Below are 21,746 nucleotides of genomic sequence, written 5' to 3' on the forward strand. Positions count from 1 at the left end.
GGCTGTCTCCCTCCCTTAAACCGACAGCGGATTCGGCTTGGCCGGATCCAGGTTGTACTTGACCAGCGCGGCAGCGACCTTCTCGCGGCCGATCTTGCCTTCGTCGGCGAGCGCCTTCAACGCGGCTAGCGTCACCCAGTGGCGGTCGACCTCGAAGTGGTGGCGCAGCTTCTCGCGGGTGTCGGAACGGCCGAAACCGTCGGTACCCAGCGTCACGTAGGGGCGCTTGACGAAGGGACGGATCTGCTCGGCGAACAGCTTGACGTAGTCGGTCGCGGCAACCACCGGGCCGCTCGTGCCGGCGAGCTTCTGCTCGACGTGTGACAGCTTCGGTTCTTCCAGCGGGTGCAGCAGGTTCCAGCGGCTGGCGTCCTGACCGTCGCGGGCCAGTTCGTTGAACGACGGGCAGCCCCAGATGTCGGCTTCGACGCCCCAGTCGGCCTTGAGCAGGTCGGCGGCGGCGATGACTTCGCGGAAGATGGTGCCGGAGCCGAGCAGTTGCACGCGCAAGTCGCCTTCACCACCTTTCTTGAAGGCATACATCCCCTTGATGATGTCGGCCTCGGCACCGGCCGGCATTTCCGGGTGCTCGTAGTTCTCGTTCATCACCGTGATGTAGTAGAAGACGTCTTCCTGCTCGGCGTTCATCCGGCGCAGGCCGTCCTGGACGATGACGGCGACTTCGTACTGGAAGGTCGGGTCGTAGGACAGGCAGTTCGGGATCAGGTTGGCCAGGATGTGGCTGTGGCCGTCTTCGTGCTGCAGGCCTTCGCCGTTCAGCGTCGTGCGGCCGGCGGTGCCGCCGACCAGGAAGCCGCGGGCGCGCTGGTCGCCGGCTGCCCAGACGAGGTCCATGACGCGTTGCAGGCCGAACATCGAGTAGCAGATGTAGAACGGAATGGTCTGCACGCCATGCACCGAGTAGGCGGTGGCGGCGGCGATCCAGTCGCTCATCGCGCCGGCTTCGTTGATGCCTTCCTGCAGCACCTGGCCGTCCTTCGATTCCTTGTAGAACATCAGCTGGTCATGGTCTTCCGGGACGTAGTTCTGACCTTGCTGGTTCCAGATGCCGACGGCGCGGAACATGCCTTCCATGCCGAAGGTGCGGGATTCATCGGGCACGATGGGCACGACGTTGCGGCCGACCTGCTTGTCCTTCAGCAGCATGTTCATGATGCGGACGATGGCCATCGTGGTAGACAGTTCGCGGCCTTCGCCGGAGGCCTTGAGCAACGCATCGAACTTTTCCAGGGCCGGAATCGCCAGCGGTTCGGCCTTGCGGCGACGCGACGGCAGGAAGCCGCCGAGCGCCATGCGGCGTTCGCGCATGTACTTGTATTCGGCGGAGTCTTCCGGGAACTTCAGGTAGGGCAGTTCTTCCAGCTTGTCGTCGGGGACCGGCAGGGCGAAACGGTCGCGGAAGCGGCCGATCTGCTCCTTGTCCATCTTCTTCTGCTGGTGCGAGATGTTCATCGCTTCGCCGGCCTGGCCCATGCCGAAGCCCTTGATGGTCTTGGCCAGGATCAGCGTCGGGGCGCCCTTGTGGGTGACGGCGGCGTTGTAGGCGGCGAAGATCTTGAAGATGTCGTGGCCGCCGCGATTCAGTTGCCAGACGTCGTCGTCGGTCCAGTCGGCGACCAGTTCCTTGAGTTCCGGCGTGTTGAAGAAGTGCTCGCGGACGTAGGCGCCGTTCTTCGCCTTGAAGGTCTGGTACTCGCCGTCGCACAGTTCCATCATGCGCTTCTTCAGGATGCCCTTCTTGTCGCGGTTGAACAGCGCATCCCAGTGGGTGCCCCAGATCAGTTTGATGACGTTCCAGCCGGCGCCGCGGAATTCGGCTTCCAGTTCCTGGATGATCTTGCCGTTGCCGCGCACCGGGCCGTCGAGGCGCTGCAGGTTGCAGTTGATGACGAAGATCAGGTTGTCGAGCTTTTCGCGGCCGGCCATGCCGATGGCGCCGAGCGATTCGACCTCGTCGGTCTCGCCGTCGCCGAGGAAAGCCCAGACCTTGCGCTGTTCGGCCTTGGTGGCATCGATCAGGCCGCGCGAGGCGAGGTACTTCATGAAGCGCGCCTGGTAAATCGCCTGGATCGGGCCGAGGCCCATCGAGACGGTCGGGAACTGCCAGAAGTCCGGCATCAGCCAGGGGTGCGGGTAAGAGGAGATGCCCTTGCCGCCGGTTTCCTGGCGGAAGTTGTCCATTTGCTCCTCGGTCAGGCGGCCGAGCATGAAGGCGCGCGAATAGACGCCGGGGACCGAGTGGCCCTGGAAGAAGATCAGGTCGCCGCCGGTTTCATGGTCGAGGCTCTTCCAGAAATGGGCGAAACCGACGTCGTAGAGCGCGGCGGCCGAGGCGAAGGAAGCGATGTGGCCGCCGACGTTGGTGTCCTTGTTGGCGCGCACGACCATGGCCATGGCGTTCCAGCGGATGTAGGAATGGATCTTGATTTCCATGTCCGGATCGCCCGGGTATTTGGGCTGCTGGTCGGCGGGGATGGTGTTGATGTATTCGGTATTGGCGGAGTACGGGATGTCGATGCCGTCCTCGCGGGCCTGAGCGATCAGCGTCTCGATCAGGTAGTGGGCGCGCTCGGCGCCTTCGTTGCTGATGACGCCGTCGAGGGCGTCCTTCCATTCCTTGGTTTCCTGCGGGTCCTGGTCGGCGGGCAGGTTGTTCGGCTGTTCGGCCATGGTTTGTCTCCTACGTGGGTTTTCATTCTGTCCTGCGGGGTAAGCCGGACAACTTTAACGCTTTGCACGGAGGATCACACCCCGTGTTTACACCTAGATTGTGTTGCGCATTGTAAAAACAAAATTCGCATCGTGCAATAAAATTTGTGCCTGTTCGGCGATCCGTTGCATTGAAGATACGTAACAAAAAACAAATCGCCGGCGAGTTGCGCTGTATCAAATTAGCTTGCGACGAGCGCTTTACAATCAACGGCTTTTGTTTCAGTCAGGAGTTTTCATGGCAGCAGTCATGCCCGCCCCGGCCGCCAGCCGTCTCTTCCTGTCCGGCAACGAGGCCGTCGCCCGCGCCGTCTGGGAAGCCGGCGTCAAGGTGGCCGCCGCCTATCCCGGCACGCCGGCGACCGAGATGCTCGAAGTCATCGCCACCTATCCGGACCTCTACGCCGAGTGGTCGGTCAATGAAAAGGTCTCGCTGGAAGTGGCGATCGGCGCCGCCTATGCCGGTTCGCGTTCGTTCTGCTGCATGAAGCATGTCGGCATGAACGTCGCCTCCGACGCCCTGATGACGCTGACCCTGACCGGCGTCAGCGGCGGCCTGGTGATTGCCATCGCCGACGACGTCGGCCTGTCGTCGTCGCAGAACGAGCAGGATTCCCGCCACTGGGGGCGCTTCGCGCACGTGCCGGTGTTCGAGCCGGCCGATTCGCAAGAAGCCTATGCGATGACGCTCGAAGCCTACGAACTGTCCGAGCGTTTCCAGGTGCCGGTGATCCTGCGCATGACGACGCGCATCAACCACGTCAAGGCGCTGGTCACCGTCGGCGAGCGCCAGGCCCACGTCGGTGCCGGCTTCCGCAAGGATCAGGCGCGCTTCGTGATGGTGCCGGGCAACGCCGGCAAGCGCATTCCGCTGATGTTCCAGCGCGAGCGCGACCTGCGCGCGCTGGCCGAAACCTCGCCGCTCAACTTCATCGAACCGGGCAGCGACCGCCGCGTCGGCTTCATCGCTTCCGGCCCGGCCTACATGCACGTGCGCGAAGCCTTCCCGGACGCGCCGGTATTGAAGCTCGGCTTCTCCTGCCCGGTGCCGTTCGAGAAGTGCCGCGAACTGGCGGCACTGGTCGATCAGGTCGTTGTCGTCGAAGAGGTCGAGCCGCTGGTTGAAACCGAACTGAAGGCGCAAGGCATTGCGGTGATCGGCAAGGCCATCCTGCCGCTGCAGGGCGAGCTGTCGCCGGCCGTGCTCAAACCGGCGATCGCCCGCCTGCTCGGCGAGGCGTTGCCGGAAACCCAGGCCGCTGCTGCCCTGCAGGTTTTTCCGCGGCCGCCGACGATGTGCGTCGCCTGCCCGCACCTCGGGGTCTATTACACGCTGTCGCAGGTGCGCAACCTGAACATCTCCGGCGACATCGGCTGCTACACGCTGGGGGCAGGACACCCCTGGCAGGCGATGGATACCTGCGTCTCGATGGGCGCTTCGATGGGCATCGCCCACGGCATGGACAAGGGGCGCGGCGAGTCCGACAGGGACAAGCGCGTGGTTGCCGTGATCGGCGATTCGACCTTCCTGCACATGGGCATGCAAGGCCTGCTCGACATGGTGTACAACAAGGGCAACGTCACCGTCCTGCTACTCGACAACCGCGCCGTCGGCATGACCGGCGGCCAGGATAACCCGGGCAACGGCCGCGACATTCACGGCGCCGAAGCGCCGCGCATCGACTTCGCCAAGCTGGTTTCGGCGCTGGGGGTCAAGGACGAGCGCATCCACGTGGTCAATCCGTATCAGCTGCCGGTGCTGTTCAAGACCATCCGCGAGGAGGTCAAGGTGCCCGAAGTCTCGGTCATCATCACCGACCAGCCCTGCGTGCTGATCAAGGACTACCATAAGCTCAAGCCCTACGCGGTCGATGAGGACAAGTGCACCGGCTGCGGCAACTGCATCGACGTCGGTTGCCCGGCCATCCACGTCACGCGGCGCGGCAAGGAAGTCAAGGCGAGCGGGCGTGAGGTCGATCTCGCTTTCGTCCGTATCGAATCGTCGGTGTGCACCGGCTGCGGCCTCTGCCTGCAGCCCTGTGCGCCGAAGGCGATCGAGCACTATGTGCCGAGCGCGCCGATCCAGTTCGCCAAGGGAGGCTGCCAGGCATGAGCGCAACGACCAACATTCTCGTCGTCGGCATCGGCGGTCAGGGCGTCATGACCGCCACCGAAATCCTCGCCGAGGCGGCGATCGCCCTCGGCAACGATGCCAAGAAGACCGAGGTCGCCGGCATGGCGCAGCGCGGCGGCGTGGTTTCCTCGCACCTGCGCTTCGGTCCCCGCGTGCTGTCGCCGCAGATCACGCCGGGCAGCGCCGACGTGCTGCTCGGCTTCGAAGCGGCCGAGGGCATGCGCTGGCGGCACATGCTGCGTCCGGGTGGCATCTCGCTGATGAATAACGCGCGCCTCGTGCCGCCGGTCGTCGAGCTTGGCCTGTTCGACTATCCGGACGACCCGATCGCCGCCATGCGCGACGGCGGTGGCCCGGTGGTGGCCTTCGACGCGACCAGCATCGCCCTCGAACTGGGCGACATCCGTCTCGGCAACACCGTGATGCTCGGTGCCATCGCCGATCATCTGCCGTTTCCGGCGGAAATCCTGCTTGATTGCGTGCTCAAGCGCTTCCAGCGCAAGGGCGAAAAGCTCGTCGAACTGAACCGGCGGGCTTTCGCCGCCGGTCGGGCGGCGGTCGGCACGGCGCAGGCCGCCTGAAGAGGCGTCGCCGGCGATGCCGGCGACATCGACAGCCTGACGCCTTTCTGCAAGAATCGGCGGCATGCTGCTGATGCCCTATCTCTCCCGCATCATCCCGCCCTACCTGCCGGTCGGCGTGGTGTTGCTGGTCGTCGTCAACCTGTTCGTCTTCTTCGGTCTGCAGCAGGGTGACGAGGCGCGGCTCCGGCACGCCGTCGAGTATTACTCGGGCAGCGTGCTGGCCGAGATCGAGCCTGATCGCTACCGGGACCACCTGCTCGGCCGCGGCGATCATGAGGCGGTGGCAAAGTTCGATCGCCTGCTCAAGAACCGGCGCGGTCTGGCGCCGCTTCTCGAGCAGATGGAGGATGATCGGGCGTTCATGGAGGAACTCCGGCAAGGGGCGGTGGTGCCGCCGAGCGACGAGATTTACGGTAGCTGGCGGCAGGCGCGGCAAAGTTTCGACGGCCTGATGGCGGGGGTGGTCGGCACCCGCTATGCCTTCCGCAGCGATCAGCCAACCCTGCTCACCGCCTTTTCCAGCCAGTTCCTGCACGCCGACGTTTCTCATCTGCTCGGCAACATGCTGGTCCTGGTGCTGATCGGGCCGGCGGTGGAAGGCCTGATCGGCAGCGCCGCTTTCCTTGCCATCTACCTTCTTGGCGGCGTCGCCGGCGCCGGCCTGTGGATGGTCGCCGCCAGCGGCAGCGGCTTGATCGGCGCCTCCGGCGCGATCGCTGCGGTGATGGGCGCGTTTTCCGTCCTGCTGCGTTGGCGGCGGATTCCCTTCTTCTATTTCATCATCGTCTATTTCGACATCATCCGCGCCCCGGCGCTGCTGGCGCTGCCGATCTGGCTGCTCAACGAAGCCGTGCAACTGCTCTGGCTGGGGGGCGGACGGGTGGCGTATGAGGCCCACATCGGTGGCTTGCTGTGCGGTGGTCTGCTCGCCCTGCCGCTGCTGCGCCGGGCTCAGCAACGTCTGTTGCCGGAAGAAGGGGAGGCGCGGTCGGCGGTGCCGGCCGCGACGGAACGCCGCGAGCGCTATCTGGCGCAGGCCCGCAAGGCCATGCGCGATGCCGATTTCGAGCTGGCGCGCCAGGCCTATGGCCGCGCGGCGGCGCATGCCGGGCACGATCTGGCGGTCTGGCAGGAATGCCTGAACGTCCTCAAGCTGGCGCCAGCCAGCGAGGCCTTTCACCTGGCCAGCCGAAGCTTCCTGCGCATGGCGACGCGCGAGGCCGCGGTACAGCCCATGTTGCCGGCAGTGTTCATCGACTACCTGCAACTGGCGCAGCCGCGGCCGCGCCTCGACGCCGACCGCCTGGCGGCGCTGGCCGAGGTCTTCTTTGCTCAGGGGCGGATGGTCGAACTGGAGCGGGCGGCACGCTTGCTGCACGCGCTGGCGCCGGCCGATCCGCGGTGTCGCCGACTCTTGCTGGCGGCAGCCGGGGCGCGCCGGAACGCCGGCGACGCGACGGTCGCCGCCGCCCTCAGCCGCCTCGCCGGCTGAGGCGAGCCGCCGCTGGGGGCGACGGGTCAGGCCGGGCTGGCGGCGCCGCGCAGGCGGGCCAGGGTGCGCCGGTATTCGGCGGCTTTCTCGGCGCAGGGGTGTTGTGGATAGCGGGTGGCGATGGCGCTGAAGATCTTTTCGGCCATCGCGTCCTGGCGAAACTCCTCGCACAGGATGCGGGCGCTGAGGAAATAGACCTCCGGGATCAGAGGGTGGCGCGGGTGGCGCTTGTCAAAGGCGCGCATCAGATCGAGCGCCAACTGGTTTTCGCGCAGCTTGTGCGCGGCTTCGGCGAGCGCCAGTTCGACGCCCGGTTCGTGCAGCCGGAAATCGGCGTCGAGTTCGTGGCAGCGGCGCCAGGCGGCGATTGCCCGGCTGGCCATCTGGCGTTGCAGCAACAGGGGGATCAGCCGGTTGGCGTGGGGCAGCAGGCGGTCCTTGCGGCCGGCCAGGTGCAGCAGCTTGTGATAGCGCTCCTGTGCCGTCACATCCTCGTGATGCACCCGCTGTTCCTCGTAGGCGATGTCGATGGCGCGGCTCATTTCGCCGGCGGCGATCAGTTCGGCAATCTGCGCCGCCGGACCATCTTCCGCCGCCGTCGCCGGATTGCCGCCGCGTGCCGTCGGGGGGAGGGGGATGCCGAGAATGCGGTGATACTGGTAGAGGACGTAACCCAGCATGTTGAAGCCGATCATCGTGAAGAACATCGCCGCCAGGTTGGCGCAGAACAGCGCCGAGGACATGCGCATGCGTTGCCGGGCGAACAGTTCGCCGATCAGGTCGATGGGGGTCTGGCCGCTTTCCGGCACGATGTTGCCGGCCATCAGGTCGGCAATGATGGGTTTCAGGCCAAAGGCGTACAACTGCCAGGTGAGGAACATCTGCGCGCTGGACAGGCAGAAGAGAAAGACGCAGAGCAGCAGGTAGGGTTTGCCAATACTGCCGATCAGCGTTGCGGCGCGCCACGGATTGAGTCCGGCGAGCAGGCTGCGCGAATGCAGCAGCACCATCAGCGCCGCGGGCAGCAGCAGCGAAACGACGAAGTTCATCGCCATCGCCGGCGTGTTGCCGAACATGCCCTGAATCAGCCCGACCGCCAGTCCGCTGACGAAGAACAGCGCGAAGATGCTGAAGGGCAGCAGCCCCAGTCCTTCGCGTGTGTTGTCGTCGTAGTCTGCCGGCAGCAGGCGGCCACGACTGGTCTCGATTGCAATCCGGCTGCCCTGGCGAAGTACTGAGAACCAGGCCCACAGCGAGCCGCCGAAGAAGAGCAGCAAACCGCTGATGGCGCCGGGAGCCAGAAAGCAGAGCGCCGGCAGCGCCGCGGCCAGAAATAGATGGCCGAGGATGGCTGGCTGCAGCGGAAACAGGAAAAAGCGCGGGATGCGCTCCCAGAACGGAGTCGGGTCTGCGGTCTGGCTGAGGCGCGGCGGGGTTTGCGCGTTCATGGCTGGGCTGGTGGCGACGGGAGGCCGGGTAAGCATAGCACGTGCGATGACGGATGAATCGCGCGGCTGGCCGCAGAATGAGGATGCCGCTCCAGGGTTCTGGTAAAATCCTGAAACTTCGAGGGAAAGGCAGCCTGCCTTTCCCCTTTTGTTTTCCGGATACGACGATGACGGCACAAATAATCGATGGCAAGGCCTTGGCGGAGGAACTGCGTCAGAGCTTCAAGGCACGCGTGGAAACCCTGACGGCCAAAGGGCACCAGCCTGGCCTGGTGGTCATTCTGGTCGGCGAAGACCCGGCTTCCCAGGTCTACGTGAAGAACAAGGTCAATGGCTGCCTGGCCATCGGCATGCATTCCGAGAAGATCGTCTACGACAAGGACGTCGATCAGCAGGTCGTCCTCGACAAGATCGCCGCGTTGAACGCCGATCCGTCCATCCACGGCATCCTGGTGCAACTGCCGCTGCCCAGGCACTTCGACGAAGAGAAGGTGCTCGAAGCCATCTCCGCCGAGAAGGACGTCGACGGTTTCCACGCCGAGAACGTCGGCGCGCTGTCGCAGGGCGCGCCGCGCTTCATTCCGTGCACCCCGTACGGCGTGATGAAGATGTTCGAGAAGGGCAATGTCGATCTGAGCGGCCAGGAAGCCGTCGTCATCGGCCGCTCCAACATCGTGGGTAAGCCCATGGCGATGCTGCTGATCAACGCCGGCGCCACCGTCACCGTCTGCCATTCGAAGACGCGCGACCTGAAGTTCCACACCCGCCGCGCCGACATCGTCGTCGCCGCCGTCGGCAAGCCGAAGTTCGTCAAGGGCGACATGATCAAGCCGGGCGCCGTGGTCATCGACGTGGGCATCAACCGTTTGCCGGACGGCAAACTGTGCGGCGACGTCGACTTCGATGACTGCCTCGAAGTCGCCGGCCAGATCACCCCGGTGCCGGGCGGCGTCGGGCCGATGACCATCACCATGCTGCTGGCCAACACCATCGAGGCTGCCGAACGCAAAGCGGGGATTCGTTAAATGAGCGACAAGAAGATTTCCGTCGGCATCGTCATGGGGTCCGACTCCGACTGGCCGACCATGCAGGCCGCCGCCGTCATCCTCAAGGACTTCGGCGTCGCTTTCGAAGCCCGCGTTGTTTCCGCGCACCGCACGCCCGACCTGCTCTTCGAATACGCCGAGACCGCCGCTCCGCGCGGCCTGCAGGCGATCATCGCCGGTGCCGGCGGCGCCGCCCATCTGCCCGGCATGCTCGCCGCCAAGACGACGGTGCCGGTACTCGGCGTGCCGGTGCAGTCGCGCGCGCTGTCCGGCGTCGATTCCTTGCACAGCATCGTGCAGATGCCCAAGGGTATCCCGGTCGCCACCTTCGCCATCGGCGAGGCCGGTGCCGCCAATGCCGCGTTGTTTGCCGTCGCCATGCTGGCCAACGGTGACGCGGCGCTGAACGCCAAACTGCAGGCCTTCCGTGCCGCCCAGACCGAAAAGGTGCTGGGCATGAAGCTGCCCGAAGTATGAAAACGACGATCCTGCCGCCCGCCACGCTGGGCATGCTCGGTGGCGGCCAGCTCGGCCGCTTCTTCGTTGCCGCTGCCCATGAACTGGGTTACCAGGTCTGGGTGCTCGATCCGGACAAGAACAGCCCGGCGGCGCAGATCGCCGAACGCCACTTTTGCGTCGCCTACGACGACTACGCCGCGCTCGACGAATTCGCCGCCGGCTGTGCCGCGATCACCACCGAATTCGAGAACGTGCCGGCAGCGACGCTCGACTACCTCGCCAAGTTCGTGCCGGTGCGCCCGCACGCGGCGGCGGTGGCGATCTGCCAGCACCGCGTCAGCGAAAAGTCCTTCCTGCGCGACAACGGCTTCCCGCACGGCCCGTTCATCGAGGTCAACGGCGAAGCCGACCTGAAGGCCGCGCCGGCCAGCCTGTTCCCGGCCATCCTCAAGGTCGCCCGCTTCGGCTACGACGGTAAAGGCCAGGCGACGGTCAATAACGTCGCGGAGGCGCTGCTCGCCTTCGCCCAGTTCAAGGGCGAGCAATGCGTGCTCGAACAGCGTCTGCCGCTCGACTACGAAGTTTCCGTCGTGCTGGCGCGCGACGAAAACGGCAAGGTCGCCTGCTTCCCGACCGGCGAGAACCAGCACACGCGCGGCATCCTCGATGTCTCCATCGTGCCGGCGCGCACTTCCGGCTGCATGAAGAGCGACGCCGAGGATGTGGCCGCGCGCATCGCCGAGAAGCTCGGCTACATCGGCACCATGGGTGTCGAGTTCTTCGTCAGCCGCGGCCAGCTGCTGGTCAACGAAATGGCGCCGCGCCCGCACAACAGCGGCCACTACACCATCGACGCCTGCGTCACCAACCAGTTCGAGCAACAGGTGCGCGCGCTGTGCGGCCTGCCGCTGGGCGAGCCGCGTGCGCATTCGGCGTCGGTGATGGTCAACCTGCTCGGCGACCTGTGGTACGACGGCGATACCTACCGCGAGCCGGACTGGGCCAGGCTGCACGCCATCCCCAACCTGAAGCTGCACCTCTACGGCAAGCACCACGCGCGGCCGGGCCGCAAGATGGGCCACTTCACGGTGATCGGCGACAATCCAGAAGCCGTGCAGAAGACCGCGCTGGACGCCCGCGCCGCCATCGGCATCAAGGACTGATGACGCCTTCCGACGCGGATTACCAGCGCGCTGTCGACCTGCTGCTGGCCGGCGAACTGGTCGCGCTGCCGACCGAGACCGTCTACGGCCTCGGCGCCGACGCCGCCAACCCGGCGGCGGTGGCCAAGATCTTCGTCGCCAAGGGCCGCCCGGCCGACCACCCGCTGATCGTCCACCTGGCCGGCCACGATGCCGTCGAGGCCTGGGCCGAGCAAGTGCCGGCGGTGGCCTGGGAACTGATGGAAACCTTCTGGCCCGGCCCGCTGACGTTGATCCTGAAGAAGCAGGCCTGGGTGCCCGACGCCGTCACCGGCGGCCAGGACACCGTCGGCCTGCGCGTCCCCGGCCACCCGGTGGCGCTCGAACTGCTGCGCCGCTTTGCCGCCGCGAAAGGTGAGCACGCCGGCATCGCGGCGCCGTCGGCCAACCGCTTCGGCCGCATCAGCCCGACCACTGCCGCCCACGTTGCCGAGGAACTGGGTGAGGCCGTGCCGCTGATCCTCGACGGCGGTCCCTGCGCCGTCGGCATAGAATCGACGATCATCGACTGCTCGCGCGGCGAACCGGTGGTGCTGCGCCCCGGCCACATCTCGCCGCTGCACCTGGAAGCGGTGCTCGGCCGTGTGCCGGCGATCGAAACCAGCCACGGCGCGCCGCGCGTCTCCGGTTCGCTGGAAGCGCATTACGCGCCGATCACGCCGCTGCGCGTGGTCACCGGCGAGCGCCTGCTCGACTTCCTCAACGCCCAGCGCCATCGCGGCGGCAAGTGCGCGGTGCTCAGCCCCAACCAGCCGCCGCAGGCCGGAATGCCGCACGCCTGGCGGATGCTGCCGGCCGATCCGGTCGGCTACGCCCACGACCTCTACGCCGCGCTGCGCGACATGGACCACGCCGGTGTCGATCTGATCGTCGTTGAAGCCCTGCCAGCCGGCGCCGACTGGGCCGCCGTCGCCGACCGCCTGCGCCGCGCCGCGGCTGGTGCCGGGCAGAATTGAACGGGTTTTCCCCGGTGTCGCCAAGCTGCTTGCAGAAACCGCCCCTCCCTAGGCTATAATGCGCGCCTTACGGGCCGATAGCTCAGCTGGGAGAGCGCCGCGTTCGCAATGCGGAGGTCGTGAGTTCGATCCTCATTCGGTCCACCAGGAATGCCCGTCAGAACAGCGCATCGCACGTCAAGTGCCATGCGCTGTTTTGCTTTTCTGGCGTAGAGGTGTTGCAGATTTGTGGCATCTGCGGCACTTTGCGTAATGTCCAGATGCATGATCGACATACCTGCGGCTTGGCTTCCAGCAAAGCTCTACTGGCATCCGCAATGCGATTCCGGTCGCGGATATTGCCGATGTGTCGCTGCCGATGTGTCGCCGGATCATTTTGCGCGACTTCAGTCTCTACTGTTGCTGAACTTGTTGCCCCAAATGCGCTGACGAAGTGTTTCGGCAATTAACCTGTTTCCTTCTCCGGAAATGTGTCCGCCGGTATCCAAAAAATACATTTTGTCCGATGGCAGTGAGTGCGATAGATCGATGAATTCCGGCAGTTCAAGCTTGGCTAGTTCTTCATGAAAGCGACTGTATACCCGCTGCATCGCAGCGATTTGCGCCTTTGCATTGGCCTCCTTTAGCAGATTGTCGATATTGACATTTGCGTCGTAAGGAGTCGGGAGGTTGACGATATGAAAAGGAATCCCCTGTTTTCGGCCGAACGCAACTGCATTCTCTATGGCGAGTATCGAATTGCGAATGGCAAGATCTAAACTTCCGTTTGAGGCGCAGGGAAATGTTGTTTTGGGTGAAAATCTATCCGCGATTTTCTCGGCCAGAAATAGAAAAATATTCGATTTCGTATTCACTGCTGGAACCGGTTGGCAATCAGCGAATATTTGATAGTTGGCACTGGCGAGGATGACAAAGTCCGGTTTCCCGTGCTTCTTCTGGTAATCGTACCAGCGCAGCGTGCTGTCTGTGATGGGCTGGGCCAAACCAGCATAATTGTCTAGCCGGACATCCTTGAGCGAGCGTTCCAGATGTGCTGCAAGTGTCTGGTTGTCGGCGACGCCATAGCCGAATGCGGCCGATGATCCGAGCAAGAGACCGACCGTAGCCGAATTCTCCGAAGGGGTTGGGCTGTTGTAGCGCAGACCGTCGATGGCGACATTGATGTTTGGCGAATGATATTCAGCCACGATTCCGCGTATCCCGGGTTCCTGACGGACGGAAAAGCCTGGGGTGGGCAAAATGATGTCCTGTACGGAGCCTGGTTTGACCGGTTTGGCTGGCGAGGTCTCGGAGACTTTGCGTATCAAATGGTTTTTGGTGAAGCTCGCCAGTGGATAGGTGATATCAAGAAATCCATCAATCAGGCAGAGCACGATAAAAATCTGAAAGAGTTTCAACAGGCTCCAGCGGAGTCTTGATTCGATCTGCGACCTTCTCGGGTGTTCGCTCATGTCAGTCCAGCGCAAAACGGGAACTATAGTCGAAGGCTAGCGCACTATCCTGCTCCACCTTGCGCAACACGGCGTTGCCAACGACCAAGCGATCCATGTCGGTGGCCATGAAGCAAGCGAATGCTTCGGCTGGTGTGCACACGATTGGTTCGTTCCGGACATTGAAGCTGGTGTTGATCAGTACCGGGCAGCCGGTAAGTTTTTCGAATGCCTTTAGGAGCATGTGATAACGGAGGTTTTCTTTAGCGCAAACGGTCTGCACCCGGGCCGAGAAGTCAGTATGGGTAACTGCCGGAATGACGGAGCGTACGAGATACTGATCCTTCAGCCCATGATGTGACGCTGCGTGCTGCGCGGATATTGTTCGGCGTTTTTCCGCCACTGTGGTGACTGTCTGCATATAAGGCGAGTGCGTTGCGCTCACGTCGAACCAGTCTGCCGCAGCTTCCGCCAGAACGGATGGGGCAAAGGGTCGAAAGCTCTCGCGGAATTTGATCTTGAGATTAAGCTTCTTTTGCATATCCGTTCGGCGTGGATCCCCGAGGATAGATCGATTACCCAATGCTCGAGGGCCAAACTCCATGCGTCCCTGAAACCAGCCGACTACCTCGCCAGCCGCTAGCGCAACAGCCGTTTCGTCGAATAGCGCTTCATTCGATACCACGGTAAAACGTGCTCCAGCGGTTGCTAGCGCGGCTTCGACTTCCTCAGGCGAGAATTCCGGACCCAAGGCGCAGGCATTCATCGCGTCAGGGTGGCATATTTGCCGCGCTGCCTTGGTATGTAGATGGTATGCGGCCAAGGCTGCGCCAATCGCTCCGCCAGCATCGCCTGCAGCAGGTTGTACCCAGACCTTCTCGAAGGCCCCGTCGGCGGCGATTTTGCCATTGGCCACGCAATTGAGTGCCACGCCTCCTGCCAAACAGAGATTCTTCTGGCCGGTTTCCTTTGCCAGTGCCCGTGTCATGCGCAGGACGATATCTTCTGTGACCTGCTGAATTGAAGCTGCGACATCGGCGTGAAAATCCTCGATCGGACTTTCCGGCGGGCGCGGAGGGCGGCCGAACAGGGCATGGAAGCGGGCATTGGTCATGCTTAGCCCGGTACAGTAGTTAAAGTAGCGCTGATTCAACCGGAAACTGCCATCATCCTTCACGTCAACAAGATGTTCGCGAATGACCCCTGAAAAGCGGGGTTCTCCGTAAGGAGCGAGGCCCATGAGCTTGTATTCGCCGGAATTTACTCGAAAACCGGCATAGCTGGTAAAAGCGGAATACAGAAGCCCGAGCGAGTGGGGGAAAAGCAACTCGCGGATGACCCGCAGCTTCGAGCCATTGCCGATCGCCACAGATGTTGTCGCCCATTCTCCTACACCATCCATGGTCAGTACTACAGCCTCGTCAAACGGCGAAGGGTAGAAGGCAGAAGCCGCATGGCTCAGATGGTGTTCGGAAAACAACAGCGAGTCCGACGGGAATCGGCCGGGCGCGAGTTCGTCCAGTTCCTTCATCAGCAACGAGCGCTGAAACAGTTTTTCCTTCGCCCAGACCGGGAGGCCGGCGCGGAAGGTTGCAAAGCCCTTCGGCGCAAAGCTGAGATAGGTTTCTAGAATGCGTTCGAATTTGAGGAACGGCTTGTCAAAAAACACGACATGATCTATCGGCGAGTGCATTGCCGCCTCTAGGCAGAAGCGGACTGCAGCACGGGGAAACCTGGAATCCTGTTTTTTCCGTGTAAAGCGCTCTTCCTGTGCGGCTGCTACAACGATGCCATCGCGGATCAAGGCGGCGGCACTGTCGTGATAGTAAGCGGAGATTCCGAGGATTTGCATGAAGCGTATTGTCAGTCAGTACGGGAGGGTGAAATTCGTGTCGTCCGAGGGGCGCTCGGTCCAGTAAGTGCGGGCTTTGGGATCGAAGCGGAGCTTGAGTTGGTTACGGCCGCACAGACGTAACAGCGCGGCCCCTGGGGTGAAGAGAAAAAAATAGATCAGGAAAAGCGACACATTGCTGGTCACGCCGCTGATGGTTTTGCCAAAGCAGGCCCACAGTCGGTTAGGCAGCGCCAGCAGGTTTGGCGCGGCGATGGTGATCAGGGCCAGCAGCAATGCGACAACCGCAAGCGGCGTGTGGAAGGTATCGCCATGCCGCAAAGGCAGGAGGGCGAAAAAGCCGACAATGAAACACCACACGAGACCAAAAATTCTGTTGCTCACCTTCATCTCTCTTTCTTCTGCTGGATCGTTCCGGGTTTCGGAGGGGCTCTTTGCTCTAACTGCAGACGTATTCGGCCTGAACAGAAAGTCGCAGATGATACCGATCCTCGGCCTCAGTGGGAGGTGTGCCCGATGGATTCATGGGGGCGTTGATGGTTGAATCGGGCAAGCCTTTCAAAGGGGACGGTTTTATGGGGCTCCACTGCTACCCGAGGTCCCGGGGGAAATCGGCTCGCCTTTGTAGAGAGCGCTGGCGTTTTCGATCCAGGCCTTGGCGCTGCTGTCCTCCTGCTGTCGACGGAAGATTTGATGCGTGCCGCCTTTGTCTGGTGCTCGATATGGCGGATGGCAAAGTGGTGCGATCCGAATGATGAATCCGAGTGGTGTCCCGCTCAGGTTGCCGAGGAAGTAACGCCTGTTACGGCGTACCTGGAATGACTAATTCATGCCATGTGGGTTCCCGTGCTCTGGGGAGAGTTTCGAAAAACAAGCCTCGATTCTTTCGGCAGCGGATTGAGATGGAGTCAGACAAAGTAGAATCAGGGGTTTTCAGTTGTCAGCGGAGTAGGTTATGAAGTTCCTAAGTGACCTTTTCGGGTTTCTTTTCAGCAAAAAAACCAGGTTGGTATTAATCCCGTTTTTTGCAGTGATCATGCTGTTCTCGGTTCTCTTCGTCGTTCTGGCTAATTCATCCTGGGCGCCCTTCGTTTACGCGGTGTTTTGAACTTGAGCAACCGAAAATCTCTCGTGAAGAGGCTCCTTTCGGGGGCAAGCCTCGTGCTTTTGGGGCTGCTGCTGGCTTGCGCAGCGCTTGAGGGGCTGGTGCGCGTGGCAACCTCTTCGCAGCAGAACTATCTGGTCGAGATGTGGCGCTACGCAACGCTACTCAAACAGAAGAGCGCTGATCCCGCCATCGGTCATGAGCACATCCCCGGCGCATCCGCTTCGTTGCAAGGGGTCGAGGTCTCCATCAATTCGCTCGGCATGCGCGGACCGGAGCCCGACCTGACAACGCCGGGCAAGCATAAGCTAGTTGTCATCGGCGATTCCGTGGCCATGGGCTGGGGCCTGCCGGAAGACGAGACCTTGCGCGCTCAGCTTGCCCGATGGCTCGGCCCGGAAAGCGAGGTGATGACTACCGGCGTTGGCAACATGAACATGACGCAAATCGTTGCCAACTGGCTGCGCTACGCAGACACGATACGCCCGGATACGGTCATCGTGCTGGCAACGGCGCGTGCGCCGCTCGTGCAGGATACCGGCCAGGCCGGATGGCTGGTGCGCCATAGTCAAGCCTACGCCTTGATCGTTTCCTTTGTCGAAATGGCGATGAGTAATGCTCCCGGCCAAGCCGGATTGGTGGCAGCCTATGAAAAAATGTGGGCCGATGGGCCCGGCCGTGCTGCCTTGAATATGGCTCTGGACCGGCTGAAGGTGGATCAGGCGAGGCATGGCTACCGAGTGCTGGTCATGATGGTTCCGGAGTCGCACAGTTTCCAGCCCTACCAGTTCGACTTCATAACCAACATCATGCGAGCGGAAAGCGAGAAGCGTGGCTGGGCTTTCCTTGATCCACTGCCGAGTCTGCGGCAAGAACCGGCCGAAAGCTATTGGGTGGCCAATAACGATGTTCACCCTAATGCAAAGGCGTTCAAGGTTATGACGGATGTGCTGAAGCCCTATTTCCCTCGCCCCAAGGAGTAGCTGTCGATGCTGTTTCAGCTACCGTCCTTTCTGCTGTTCTTCCTGATTTTCTGCGCACTTTTCGCCTTTTGTCCCCGGCGTTTGCAACTCAGCTTCGTTACCATCTCCAGCCTGATTTTCTACGCTTGGTGGTACCCGCCCGCTGTTTTGTTGCTGATCGCGATGATTGTCGGTTGCTGGCTGATGCTGCGGCTGGTTTGGCGTGATCGACGCAAGTTGGCGCCATGCGTGTTCGTGTCCCTGATTCCGCTCGGCCTATACAAGTACACGGACTTCCTGTTTGAAACCGTCGAGGGCCTTTCCGGTATCCAGACCCCGCGTCTCGGCTGGGCGCTGCCGCTCGGCGTATCCTTCGTCACCTTCACGATCATCAGCTACCTCGTCGATACGGCGCGCCAGCCGGGCAAGAAGCCGCCTGGCTTCTGGCCGACGGCGGTGTATCTGACCTTTTTCCCTCACCTGATTGCGGGGCCGATCCTCCGTGCGCGCCACATCCTGCCTCAACTGCCGCAGTTGGCGATTGCGCGCGCCAGCCTGATGCCCAACCTGGCCCTGTTTACGGTTGGCATGCTGAAAAAGGTGCTGGTGGCCGATCCGGTTGGTGCCTATGTCGACCAGGCCTATGCCGCCCATGCCACCCTGTCGGGCTGGGAAAGCGTGGCGGCGATATTCGGCTTTTCGATCCAGATCTATTGCGATTTCAGTGCCTACTCCGACATGGCGATCGCATTGGCAGGCATGCTTGGGATCGCCTTCCCGGAAAACTTTCGCTCGCCCTATGGCTCGGCCTCGATAGGCGAAATCTGGCGCCGCTGGCACATAACCCTGAGCTTCTGGTTGCGTGATTACGTGTTCAAGCCGCTCCATGTCTATCTGCACAAATATGCCCGCCATCTCTCCATCGTCGTCACCATGATGCTTTCCGGTCTGTGGCATGGTGCAGCCTGGACCTTTGTCCTTTGGGGCTTGGCTCACGGCCTGATCATGGTTGCCGAAACCGTCAGCGGCTATGCCCGTTTCTCTGCCACCGCGTCGGGCTGGAGGCGGTGGCTCTGCATACTCTGTACTTTCCTGACATGGAGTGTTTTAACGGTGATTTTCAGATCGCCCTCCCTCTCCGTTGCCCATGACGTCGCTACCGGCGTAATTTACCGCGGTAACTGGGGCTATTGGCCAGATGCGGCTACCGTGCCGGTCCTTCTCGGTATTGGTTTGCTTCTGCTGCACCCACTTGATCAGATAGCGAAGATTCGTTCCATGGCCGCGCTTGTGCCGACGGTCATCTTGGCTCCGGTGCTCCTCATGCTGTGTGTCGGATGTTCGGTGATTGCCTCGATGCAGCCGGCGAATTTCTATTATTTCGATTTTTAGCAAGCAGCCGGGATTTTCGTAGTGCAGCGTTTGAACGACGGTCTGGCGCCCACCGACAACAGAATGCACTTTTGCTTTGCTGCGGTTATTTCCTGGCGCGCCATTGCGACAATTTGCCGCAGTCCACCCGCCCTGCTCCGGCGCTAACATCTCCGCCATCGTTATCGGGGGATGAACATCATGCAGAACGCGCCAGTCCAGAAGCAGCCGGAAATGACCTCCTTGTTGCTGGGGGCGGGTTTTGCGCTGGCTTCGCTGATCATCCTGCCGGCGGTGGCGCAGCGGGTCGGGCTGGGTTCGAGCGTGACCATCGCCCTGCGCGGGGCCTTGATGCGGGCGGCCAACCGTTTCTGACGCGGCTGCGCCCGGGCGCGCCGGGTTGTCGTATGATGCCTGCCGATTCCCGGAGCGTTTAGCCTTGCGTCCTTCCCTCGTTGTCCTTGGCTTGTTGTCGGCGTTGGCCGTTGTCGTGGCCGGCCTCGTTGCCGTCGACGATGCCGGGGCGGCGGCGCGGCTCGGGCGCTTGCGGGCGATGACGGCACAGTACGGGCTGACCGACCTGGCCTTGTTCTGCGAAGCGCGTTACACCCGCCATCCCAGTCAGGCCGACCGGCATGCCGCCTTCCAGGACCACCCGGCGGCCTTCGACCATTTCCCGAGCGCGGCGTTGTTGCCGCCCCCCTCTGTCAAGCGTGACCCCGATGCGAGTCTGGCTGGAAAAACAACTGCACCTGATTGATTTCACGATCGCCGCGCTGGACCGCCGCAAGGCGCGCAGCCTCGGTCTGCTGGCGGTCTTCTCGACACTGGTGTTCGTGCTGGCGTCGCTGATGCTGTTCGGTCACGCCTTGCGCAGCGAGGCGCTGACGGTGCTGGCCGGGGCGCCGGAAATGGTCGTCCAGCGCCAGGTGGCGGGGCGCCACGACCTGCTGGCGCAGGCCGATGTCGACCGACTGGCCCGCCTGCCCGGGGTGGCCGAGGTGCAGGGGCGGCTGTGGGGCTATTACTACGACAGCGTGGTCAAGGCCAACTACACGCTGATGGCGCGCCCGGACGCCGAAGTCGCCGCGGGTACGCTGAGCATCGGCAACGCGGTGGCGCGCGAGCGTGGCCTGGTGCCGGGCAACACCATTTCCTTTCGCAGCTATTCCGGCAAGCTGTTCAGTTTCAAGGTGGCGGCGGTGCTGCCCGAGGACAGCGAACTCCTGAGCGGCGATCTGGTGCTGCTGGCGGCGGACGATTTCCGCCGCTTCTTCGAATATCCGGCCGGCCAATATACCGATGCCGTGCTGCGCAGCACCGGGGCGCAGTCCGGGGACGCGCTGGCGGCGGCGATCCGGGCGGCGCAGCCGGAGTTGCGGCCGATCCGGCGCGCCGAGATCCTCGCCATCTACGCCCAACTGTTCGGCTGGCGCGACGGCATCGGCCTCGCCGTGCTGGCCGGCGTGATCCTGGCCTTCGCCATCCTCGTCTGGGAAAAGGCGGCCGGCCTGCCCGCCGAGGAAAGGCGCGAGATCGGCATCCTCAAGGCGATCGGCTGGGAAGGCGGCGACGTCATCCGGATGAAGCTCTGGGAGGGGCTGCTGATTGCGCTGGCGGCCTTCCTGATCGGCTTCGTCGCCGCCTGGCTGCATGTCTTCCGCTACGATGCAGCCTTGTTCGCGCCGGCCCTGCGCGGCTGGTCGGTGCTTTACCCGAGCTTCCGCCTGTCGCCGGTGGTCGATCTCCGGCAACTGGCGATCCTCTTCCTGCTCACCGTCCTGCCCTATGCACTGACCGTGCTGTTGCCGGTGTGGCGGGCGGCGCGCGCCGAGCCGGATGCCGTGATGCGGGCTTGATCAGACAGGCCGGGCAAGGCTATTGTCCTGTCATTGCCCAGCGAAACGGATCGAACGTGCGTCCCCTCATCCTCTCCTTTCTCCTGCTGCTCGTCGCCTGCGGTGGCGGCGAACCGGCCAAGGTCAATGTCGGCCTGGCGGCGCCCGCCTTCAGCACCCAACGCGCCGACGGCACGCCGGTGAATTTTCCTGCCGATCTCGCCGGGCGGCCGGTGGTGCTGCGTTTCTGGGCAGACTGGTGCCGCTATTGCGAGGGCGAGATGAAGGCGATCGAAACCGTCTACGGCCGCCTGCAGCCGCGCGGCCTGGTCGTGCTGGCGATGAACGCCGGCCAGGACAAGGCGACCGTCGATGCCTTCATGGGCAAGATCGGCGTCAGCTACCCGGCGCTGCTCGACGGCGATTCGGCGATCGCCAGGCGTTACGGCGTGGTCGGCTTGCCCACCACCTTCTTCATCGACGGCCAGGGCACGGTGCGCGGCAAGATCGTCGGCGAGGCCGACGCCGCGACTTTCGAGCGCGAAGCGGCGGCGCTCCTGCAATGAGCCGGGACGAGACGCGCTGCACCTTGTGCGGCCTGGATGTCGGCGTCCGGCCTTTCACGCTCAAGGTCGGCGATCAGGCGTATCGTTTCTGCTGTGAAGGATGTCGCGGCATCTATGAAATGCTGCACGACATCCAGGCGCCGCCGGGCGGTGCCGATGAAATTTCAGCCAATCCGGGAAAGGACGAAAAATGATCAAGGAAAGCATGATGAAACAGGTGCCGCAGATGCTGTGCGACGCCGGCCAGGCGCTGGCCAAGCCGGCCGGCAGTGGCGCGCTGATGGCGGCGGGCGGGGTGGCGGCCGGGCGCAGCCTGCTCGGCCGGGCGGCGCTGCCCAACCCGCTGGCGCTGCTGGCGCTCGGCGCGGTCGGCGGCATCGCCGCCGGTTTCCTGCTTTTCAAGTACCAGAAGGAAATCACCGAGGGGCTGGGCAAACTGGGCGGCATGGGCAAGGACTTCGCGCTTAACCGCAAGGAAAATCTCAACGACCTGATGGCCGAGGCCGAGGATAAGCTGTCCGGCGTCCAGCCGCCCGCCGCCGCGACCGGCGACGCGGAACGGACCTGAGGA

At 63.1% G+C, this 21,746-nt stretch carries 21 protein-coding genes and 1 tRNA gene; 17 read left to right on the top strand and 5 right to left on the bottom strand.

The features are described from left to right. Positions 1–15 precede the first annotated feature (15 nt). Positions 16–2,691 carry a pyruvate dehydrogenase (acetyl-transferring), homodimeric type gene (gene aceE, locus ACLIIZ_RS15140; protein WP_416693496.1) on the bottom strand — a complete coding sequence of 892 codons (2,676 nt, stop codon included), beginning with the start codon at positions 2,689–2,691 and terminating at the stop codon, positions 16–18. Between the two features lie 277 nt (positions 2,692–2,968). Between aceE and ACLIIZ_RS15145 the strand changes: the two genes are divergently transcribed. The 3 genes from ACLIIZ_RS15145 to ACLIIZ_RS15155 all read left to right on the top strand — a co-directional run bounded on the left by ACLIIZ_RS15145 (position 2,969) and on the right by ACLIIZ_RS15155 (position 6,940). Further along, entirely contained in the window at positions 2,969–4,843 is a 1,875-nt protein-coding gene (locus tag ACLIIZ_RS15145) for a thiamine pyrophosphate-dependent enzyme (protein ID WP_416693498.1), read from the top strand. Continuing rightward, positions 4,840–5,445 carry an indolepyruvate oxidoreductase subunit beta gene (locus ACLIIZ_RS15150; RefSeq protein WP_416693500.1) on the top strand — a complete coding sequence of 202 codons (606 nt, stop codon included), beginning with the start codon at positions 4,840–4,842 and terminating at the stop codon, positions 5,443–5,445. The genes ACLIIZ_RS15145 and ACLIIZ_RS15150 overlap by 4 nt, the downstream gene beginning before the upstream one ends. 64 nt (positions 5,446–5,509) lie before the next feature. Then, positions 5,510–6,940, top strand: a complete 1,431-nt coding sequence (locus ACLIIZ_RS15155) for a rhomboid family intramembrane serine protease (protein ID WP_416693502.1) — start codon at positions 5,510–5,512, stop codon at positions 6,938–6,940. Positions 6,941–6,966: 26 nt separating this feature from the next. Here ACLIIZ_RS15155 and ACLIIZ_RS15160 read toward each other — a convergent pair whose 3' ends face one another. After that, positions 6,967–8,388 (bottom strand): tetratricopeptide repeat protein, encoded by a 1,422-nt coding sequence (locus tag ACLIIZ_RS15160; RefSeq protein WP_416693504.1) that lies wholly within the window; start codon positions 8,386–8,388, stop codon positions 6,967–6,969. A 167-nt stretch (positions 8,389–8,555) separates the two neighbouring features. On the opposite strand from ACLIIZ_RS15160, the gene folD reads away from it, so the two are divergent. The 5 genes from folD to ACLIIZ_RS15185 all read left to right on the top strand — a co-directional run bounded on the left by folD (position 8,556) and on the right by ACLIIZ_RS15185 (position 12,198). Continuing rightward, positions 8,556–9,413, top strand: coding sequence for a bifunctional methylenetetrahydrofolate dehydrogenase/methenyltetrahydrofolate cyclohydrolase FolD (gene folD, locus ACLIIZ_RS15165; protein WP_416693506.1), 858 nt, complete (start codon positions 8,556–8,558; stop codon positions 9,411–9,413). Next, positions 9,414–9,911 (top strand): 5-(carboxyamino)imidazole ribonucleotide mutase, encoded by a 498-nt coding sequence (purE, locus tag ACLIIZ_RS15170; protein WP_416693508.1) that lies wholly within the window; start codon positions 9,414–9,416, stop codon positions 9,909–9,911. It abuts the gene before it with no gap. Further along, positions 9,908–11,056, top strand: coding sequence for a 5-(carboxyamino)imidazole ribonucleotide synthase (locus tag ACLIIZ_RS15175; protein ID WP_416693511.1), 1,149 nt, complete (start codon positions 9,908–9,910; stop codon positions 11,054–11,056). The genes purE and ACLIIZ_RS15175 overlap by 4 nt, the downstream gene beginning before the upstream one ends. After that, positions 11,056–12,051, top strand: a complete 996-nt coding sequence (locus ACLIIZ_RS15180; protein WP_416693513.1) for an L-threonylcarbamoyladenylate synthase — start codon at positions 11,056–11,058, stop codon at positions 12,049–12,051. Before ACLIIZ_RS15175 ends, ACLIIZ_RS15180 begins: the two co-directional genes overlap by 1 nt. 71 nt (positions 12,052–12,122) lie before the next feature. Further along, positions 12,123–12,198 (top strand) — tRNA-Ala (locus tag ACLIIZ_RS15185). 239 nt (positions 12,199–12,437) lie between these two features. On the opposite strand, the gene ACLIIZ_RS15190 is transcribed toward ACLIIZ_RS15185, so the two are convergent. From ACLIIZ_RS15190 to ACLIIZ_RS15200, 3 genes are read right to left on the bottom strand one after another with little or no spacing between them, the layout of a single operon-like run. Next, the gene (locus ACLIIZ_RS15190) at positions 12,438–13,502 is read right to left on the bottom strand and encodes a hypothetical protein (protein ID WP_416693515.1); all 1,065 of its coding nucleotides are present in this window, start codon (positions 13,500–13,502) and stop codon (positions 12,438–12,440) included. A gap of 1 nt (position 13,503) precedes the next feature. After that, positions 13,504–15,333, bottom strand: coding sequence for a carbamoyltransferase family protein (locus ACLIIZ_RS15195; protein WP_416693517.1), 1,830 nt, complete (start codon positions 15,331–15,333; stop codon positions 13,504–13,506). A 15-nt stretch (positions 15,334–15,348) separates the two neighbouring features. Then, positions 15,349–15,723: an SxtJ family membrane protein gene (locus ACLIIZ_RS15200; protein ID WP_416693518.1), complete on the bottom strand. Its 375-nt coding sequence runs from the start codon at positions 15,721–15,723 to the stop codon at positions 15,349–15,351. A gap of 565 nt (positions 15,724–16,288) precedes the next feature. Here ACLIIZ_RS15200 and ACLIIZ_RS15205 point away from each other — a divergent pair. The 9 genes from ACLIIZ_RS15205 to ACLIIZ_RS15245 all read left to right on the top strand — a co-directional run bounded on the left by ACLIIZ_RS15205 (position 16,289) and on the right by ACLIIZ_RS15245 (position 21,743). Continuing rightward, positions 16,289–16,441, top strand: a complete 153-nt coding sequence (locus ACLIIZ_RS15205) for a DUF5989 family protein (protein ID WP_416693520.1) — start codon at positions 16,289–16,291, stop codon at positions 16,439–16,441. Between the two features lie 23 nt (positions 16,442–16,464). Continuing rightward, positions 16,465–17,421 (top strand): SGNH/GDSL hydrolase family protein, encoded by a 957-nt coding sequence (locus ACLIIZ_RS15210; RefSeq protein ID WP_416693521.1) that lies wholly within the window; start codon positions 16,465–16,467, stop codon positions 17,419–17,421. Between the two features lie 6 nt (positions 17,422–17,427). After that, positions 17,428–18,792: an MBOAT family O-acyltransferase gene (locus ACLIIZ_RS15215; protein WP_416693523.1), complete on the top strand. Its 1,365-nt coding sequence runs from the start codon at positions 17,428–17,430 to the stop codon at positions 18,790–18,792. A gap of 180 nt (positions 18,793–18,972) precedes the next feature. Next, complete coding sequence (locus ACLIIZ_RS15220; RefSeq protein ID WP_374326971.1) at positions 18,973–19,146, top strand: hypothetical protein; 174 nt, start codon at positions 18,973–18,975, stop codon at positions 19,144–19,146. 64 nt (positions 19,147–19,210) lie between these two features. Further along, complete coding sequence (locus tag ACLIIZ_RS15225; protein WP_416693524.1) at positions 19,211–19,531, top strand: hypothetical protein; 321 nt, start codon at positions 19,211–19,213, stop codon at positions 19,529–19,531. Beyond that, positions 19,494–20,630, top strand: a complete 1,137-nt coding sequence (locus ACLIIZ_RS15230) for an ABC transporter permease (protein ID WP_416693570.1) — start codon at positions 19,494–19,496, stop codon at positions 20,628–20,630. The genes ACLIIZ_RS15225 and ACLIIZ_RS15230 overlap by 38 nt, the downstream gene beginning before the upstream one ends. Positions 20,631–20,686: 56 nt before the next feature. Further along, the gene (locus ACLIIZ_RS15235) at positions 20,687–21,175 is read left to right on the top strand and encodes a TlpA family protein disulfide reductase (RefSeq protein ID WP_416693526.1); all 489 of its coding nucleotides are present in this window, start codon (positions 20,687–20,689) and stop codon (positions 21,173–21,175) included. Beyond that, positions 21,172–21,369, top strand: a complete 198-nt coding sequence (locus ACLIIZ_RS15240) for a heavy metal translocating P-type ATPase metal-binding domain-containing protein (protein WP_416693527.1) — start codon at positions 21,172–21,174, stop codon at positions 21,367–21,369. The genes ACLIIZ_RS15235 and ACLIIZ_RS15240 overlap by 4 nt, the downstream gene beginning before the upstream one ends. Continuing rightward, complete coding sequence (locus ACLIIZ_RS15245; protein WP_416693529.1) at positions 21,366–21,743, top strand: hypothetical protein; 378 nt, start codon at positions 21,366–21,368, stop codon at positions 21,741–21,743. The genes ACLIIZ_RS15240 and ACLIIZ_RS15245 overlap by 4 nt, the downstream gene beginning before the upstream one ends. Positions 21,744–21,746 lie beyond the last annotated feature (3 nt).

Source organism: Azonexus caeni (assembly GCF_048146105.1).
Lineage (GTDB): Bacteria > Pseudomonadota > Gammaproteobacteria > Burkholderiales > Rhodocyclaceae > Azonexus > Azonexus aromaticus_B.

Coding starts and splice junctions, on each gene's coding strand:
- aceE (WP_416693496.1), bottom strand. CDS start 2,691: ATGGCCGAACAGCCGAACAACCTGCCCGCCGACCAGGACCCGCAGGAA.
- ACLIIZ_RS15145 (WP_416693498.1), top strand. CDS start 2,969: ATGGCAGCAGTCATGCCCGCCCCGGCCGCCAGCCGTCTCTTCCTGTCC.
- ACLIIZ_RS15150 (WP_416693500.1), top strand. CDS start 4,840: ATGAGCGCAACGACCAACATTCTCGTCGTCGGCATCGGCGGTCAGGGC.
- ACLIIZ_RS15155 (WP_416693502.1), top strand. CDS start 5,510: ATGCTGCTGATGCCCTATCTCTCCCGCATCATCCCGCCCTACCTGCCG.
- ACLIIZ_RS15160 (WP_416693504.1), bottom strand. CDS start 8,388: ATGAACGCGCAAACCCCGCCGCGCCTCAGCCAGACCGCAGACCCGACT.
- folD (WP_416693506.1), top strand. CDS start 8,556: ATGACGGCACAAATAATCGATGGCAAGGCCTTGGCGGAGGAACTGCGT.
- purE (WP_416693508.1), top strand. CDS start 9,414: ATGAGCGACAAGAAGATTTCCGTCGGCATCGTCATGGGGTCCGACTCC.
- ACLIIZ_RS15175 (WP_416693511.1), top strand. CDS start 9,908: ATGAAAACGACGATCCTGCCGCCCGCCACGCTGGGCATGCTCGGTGGC.
- ACLIIZ_RS15180 (WP_416693513.1), top strand. CDS start 11,056: ATGACGCCTTCCGACGCGGATTACCAGCGCGCTGTCGACCTGCTGCTG.
- ACLIIZ_RS15190 (WP_416693515.1), bottom strand. CDS start 13,502: ATGAGCGAACACCCGAGAAGGTCGCAGATCGAATCAAGACTCCGCTGG.
- ACLIIZ_RS15195 (WP_416693517.1), bottom strand. CDS start 15,333: ATGCAAATCCTCGGAATCTCCGCTTACTATCACGACAGTGCCGCCGCC.
- ACLIIZ_RS15200 (WP_416693518.1), bottom strand. CDS start 15,723: ATGAAGGTGAGCAACAGAATTTTTGGTCTCGTGTGGTGTTTCATTGTC.
- ACLIIZ_RS15205 (WP_416693520.1), top strand. CDS start 16,289: ATGAAGTTCCTAAGTGACCTTTTCGGGTTTCTTTTCAGCAAAAAAACC.
- ACLIIZ_RS15215 (WP_416693523.1), top strand. CDS start 17,428: ATGCTGTTTCAGCTACCGTCCTTTCTGCTGTTCTTCCTGATTTTCTGC.
- ACLIIZ_RS15220 (WP_374326971.1), top strand. CDS start 18,973: ATGCAGAACGCGCCAGTCCAGAAGCAGCCGGAAATGACCTCCTTGTTG.
- ACLIIZ_RS15230 (WP_416693570.1), top strand. CDS start 19,494: ATGCGAGTCTGGCTGGAAAAACAACTGCACCTGATTGATTTCACGATC.
- ACLIIZ_RS15240 (WP_416693527.1), top strand. CDS start 21,172: ATGAGCCGGGACGAGACGCGCTGCACCTTGTGCGGCCTGGATGTCGGC.
- ACLIIZ_RS15245 (WP_416693529.1), top strand. CDS start 21,366: ATGATCAAGGAAAGCATGATGAAACAGGTGCCGCAGATGCTGTGCGAC.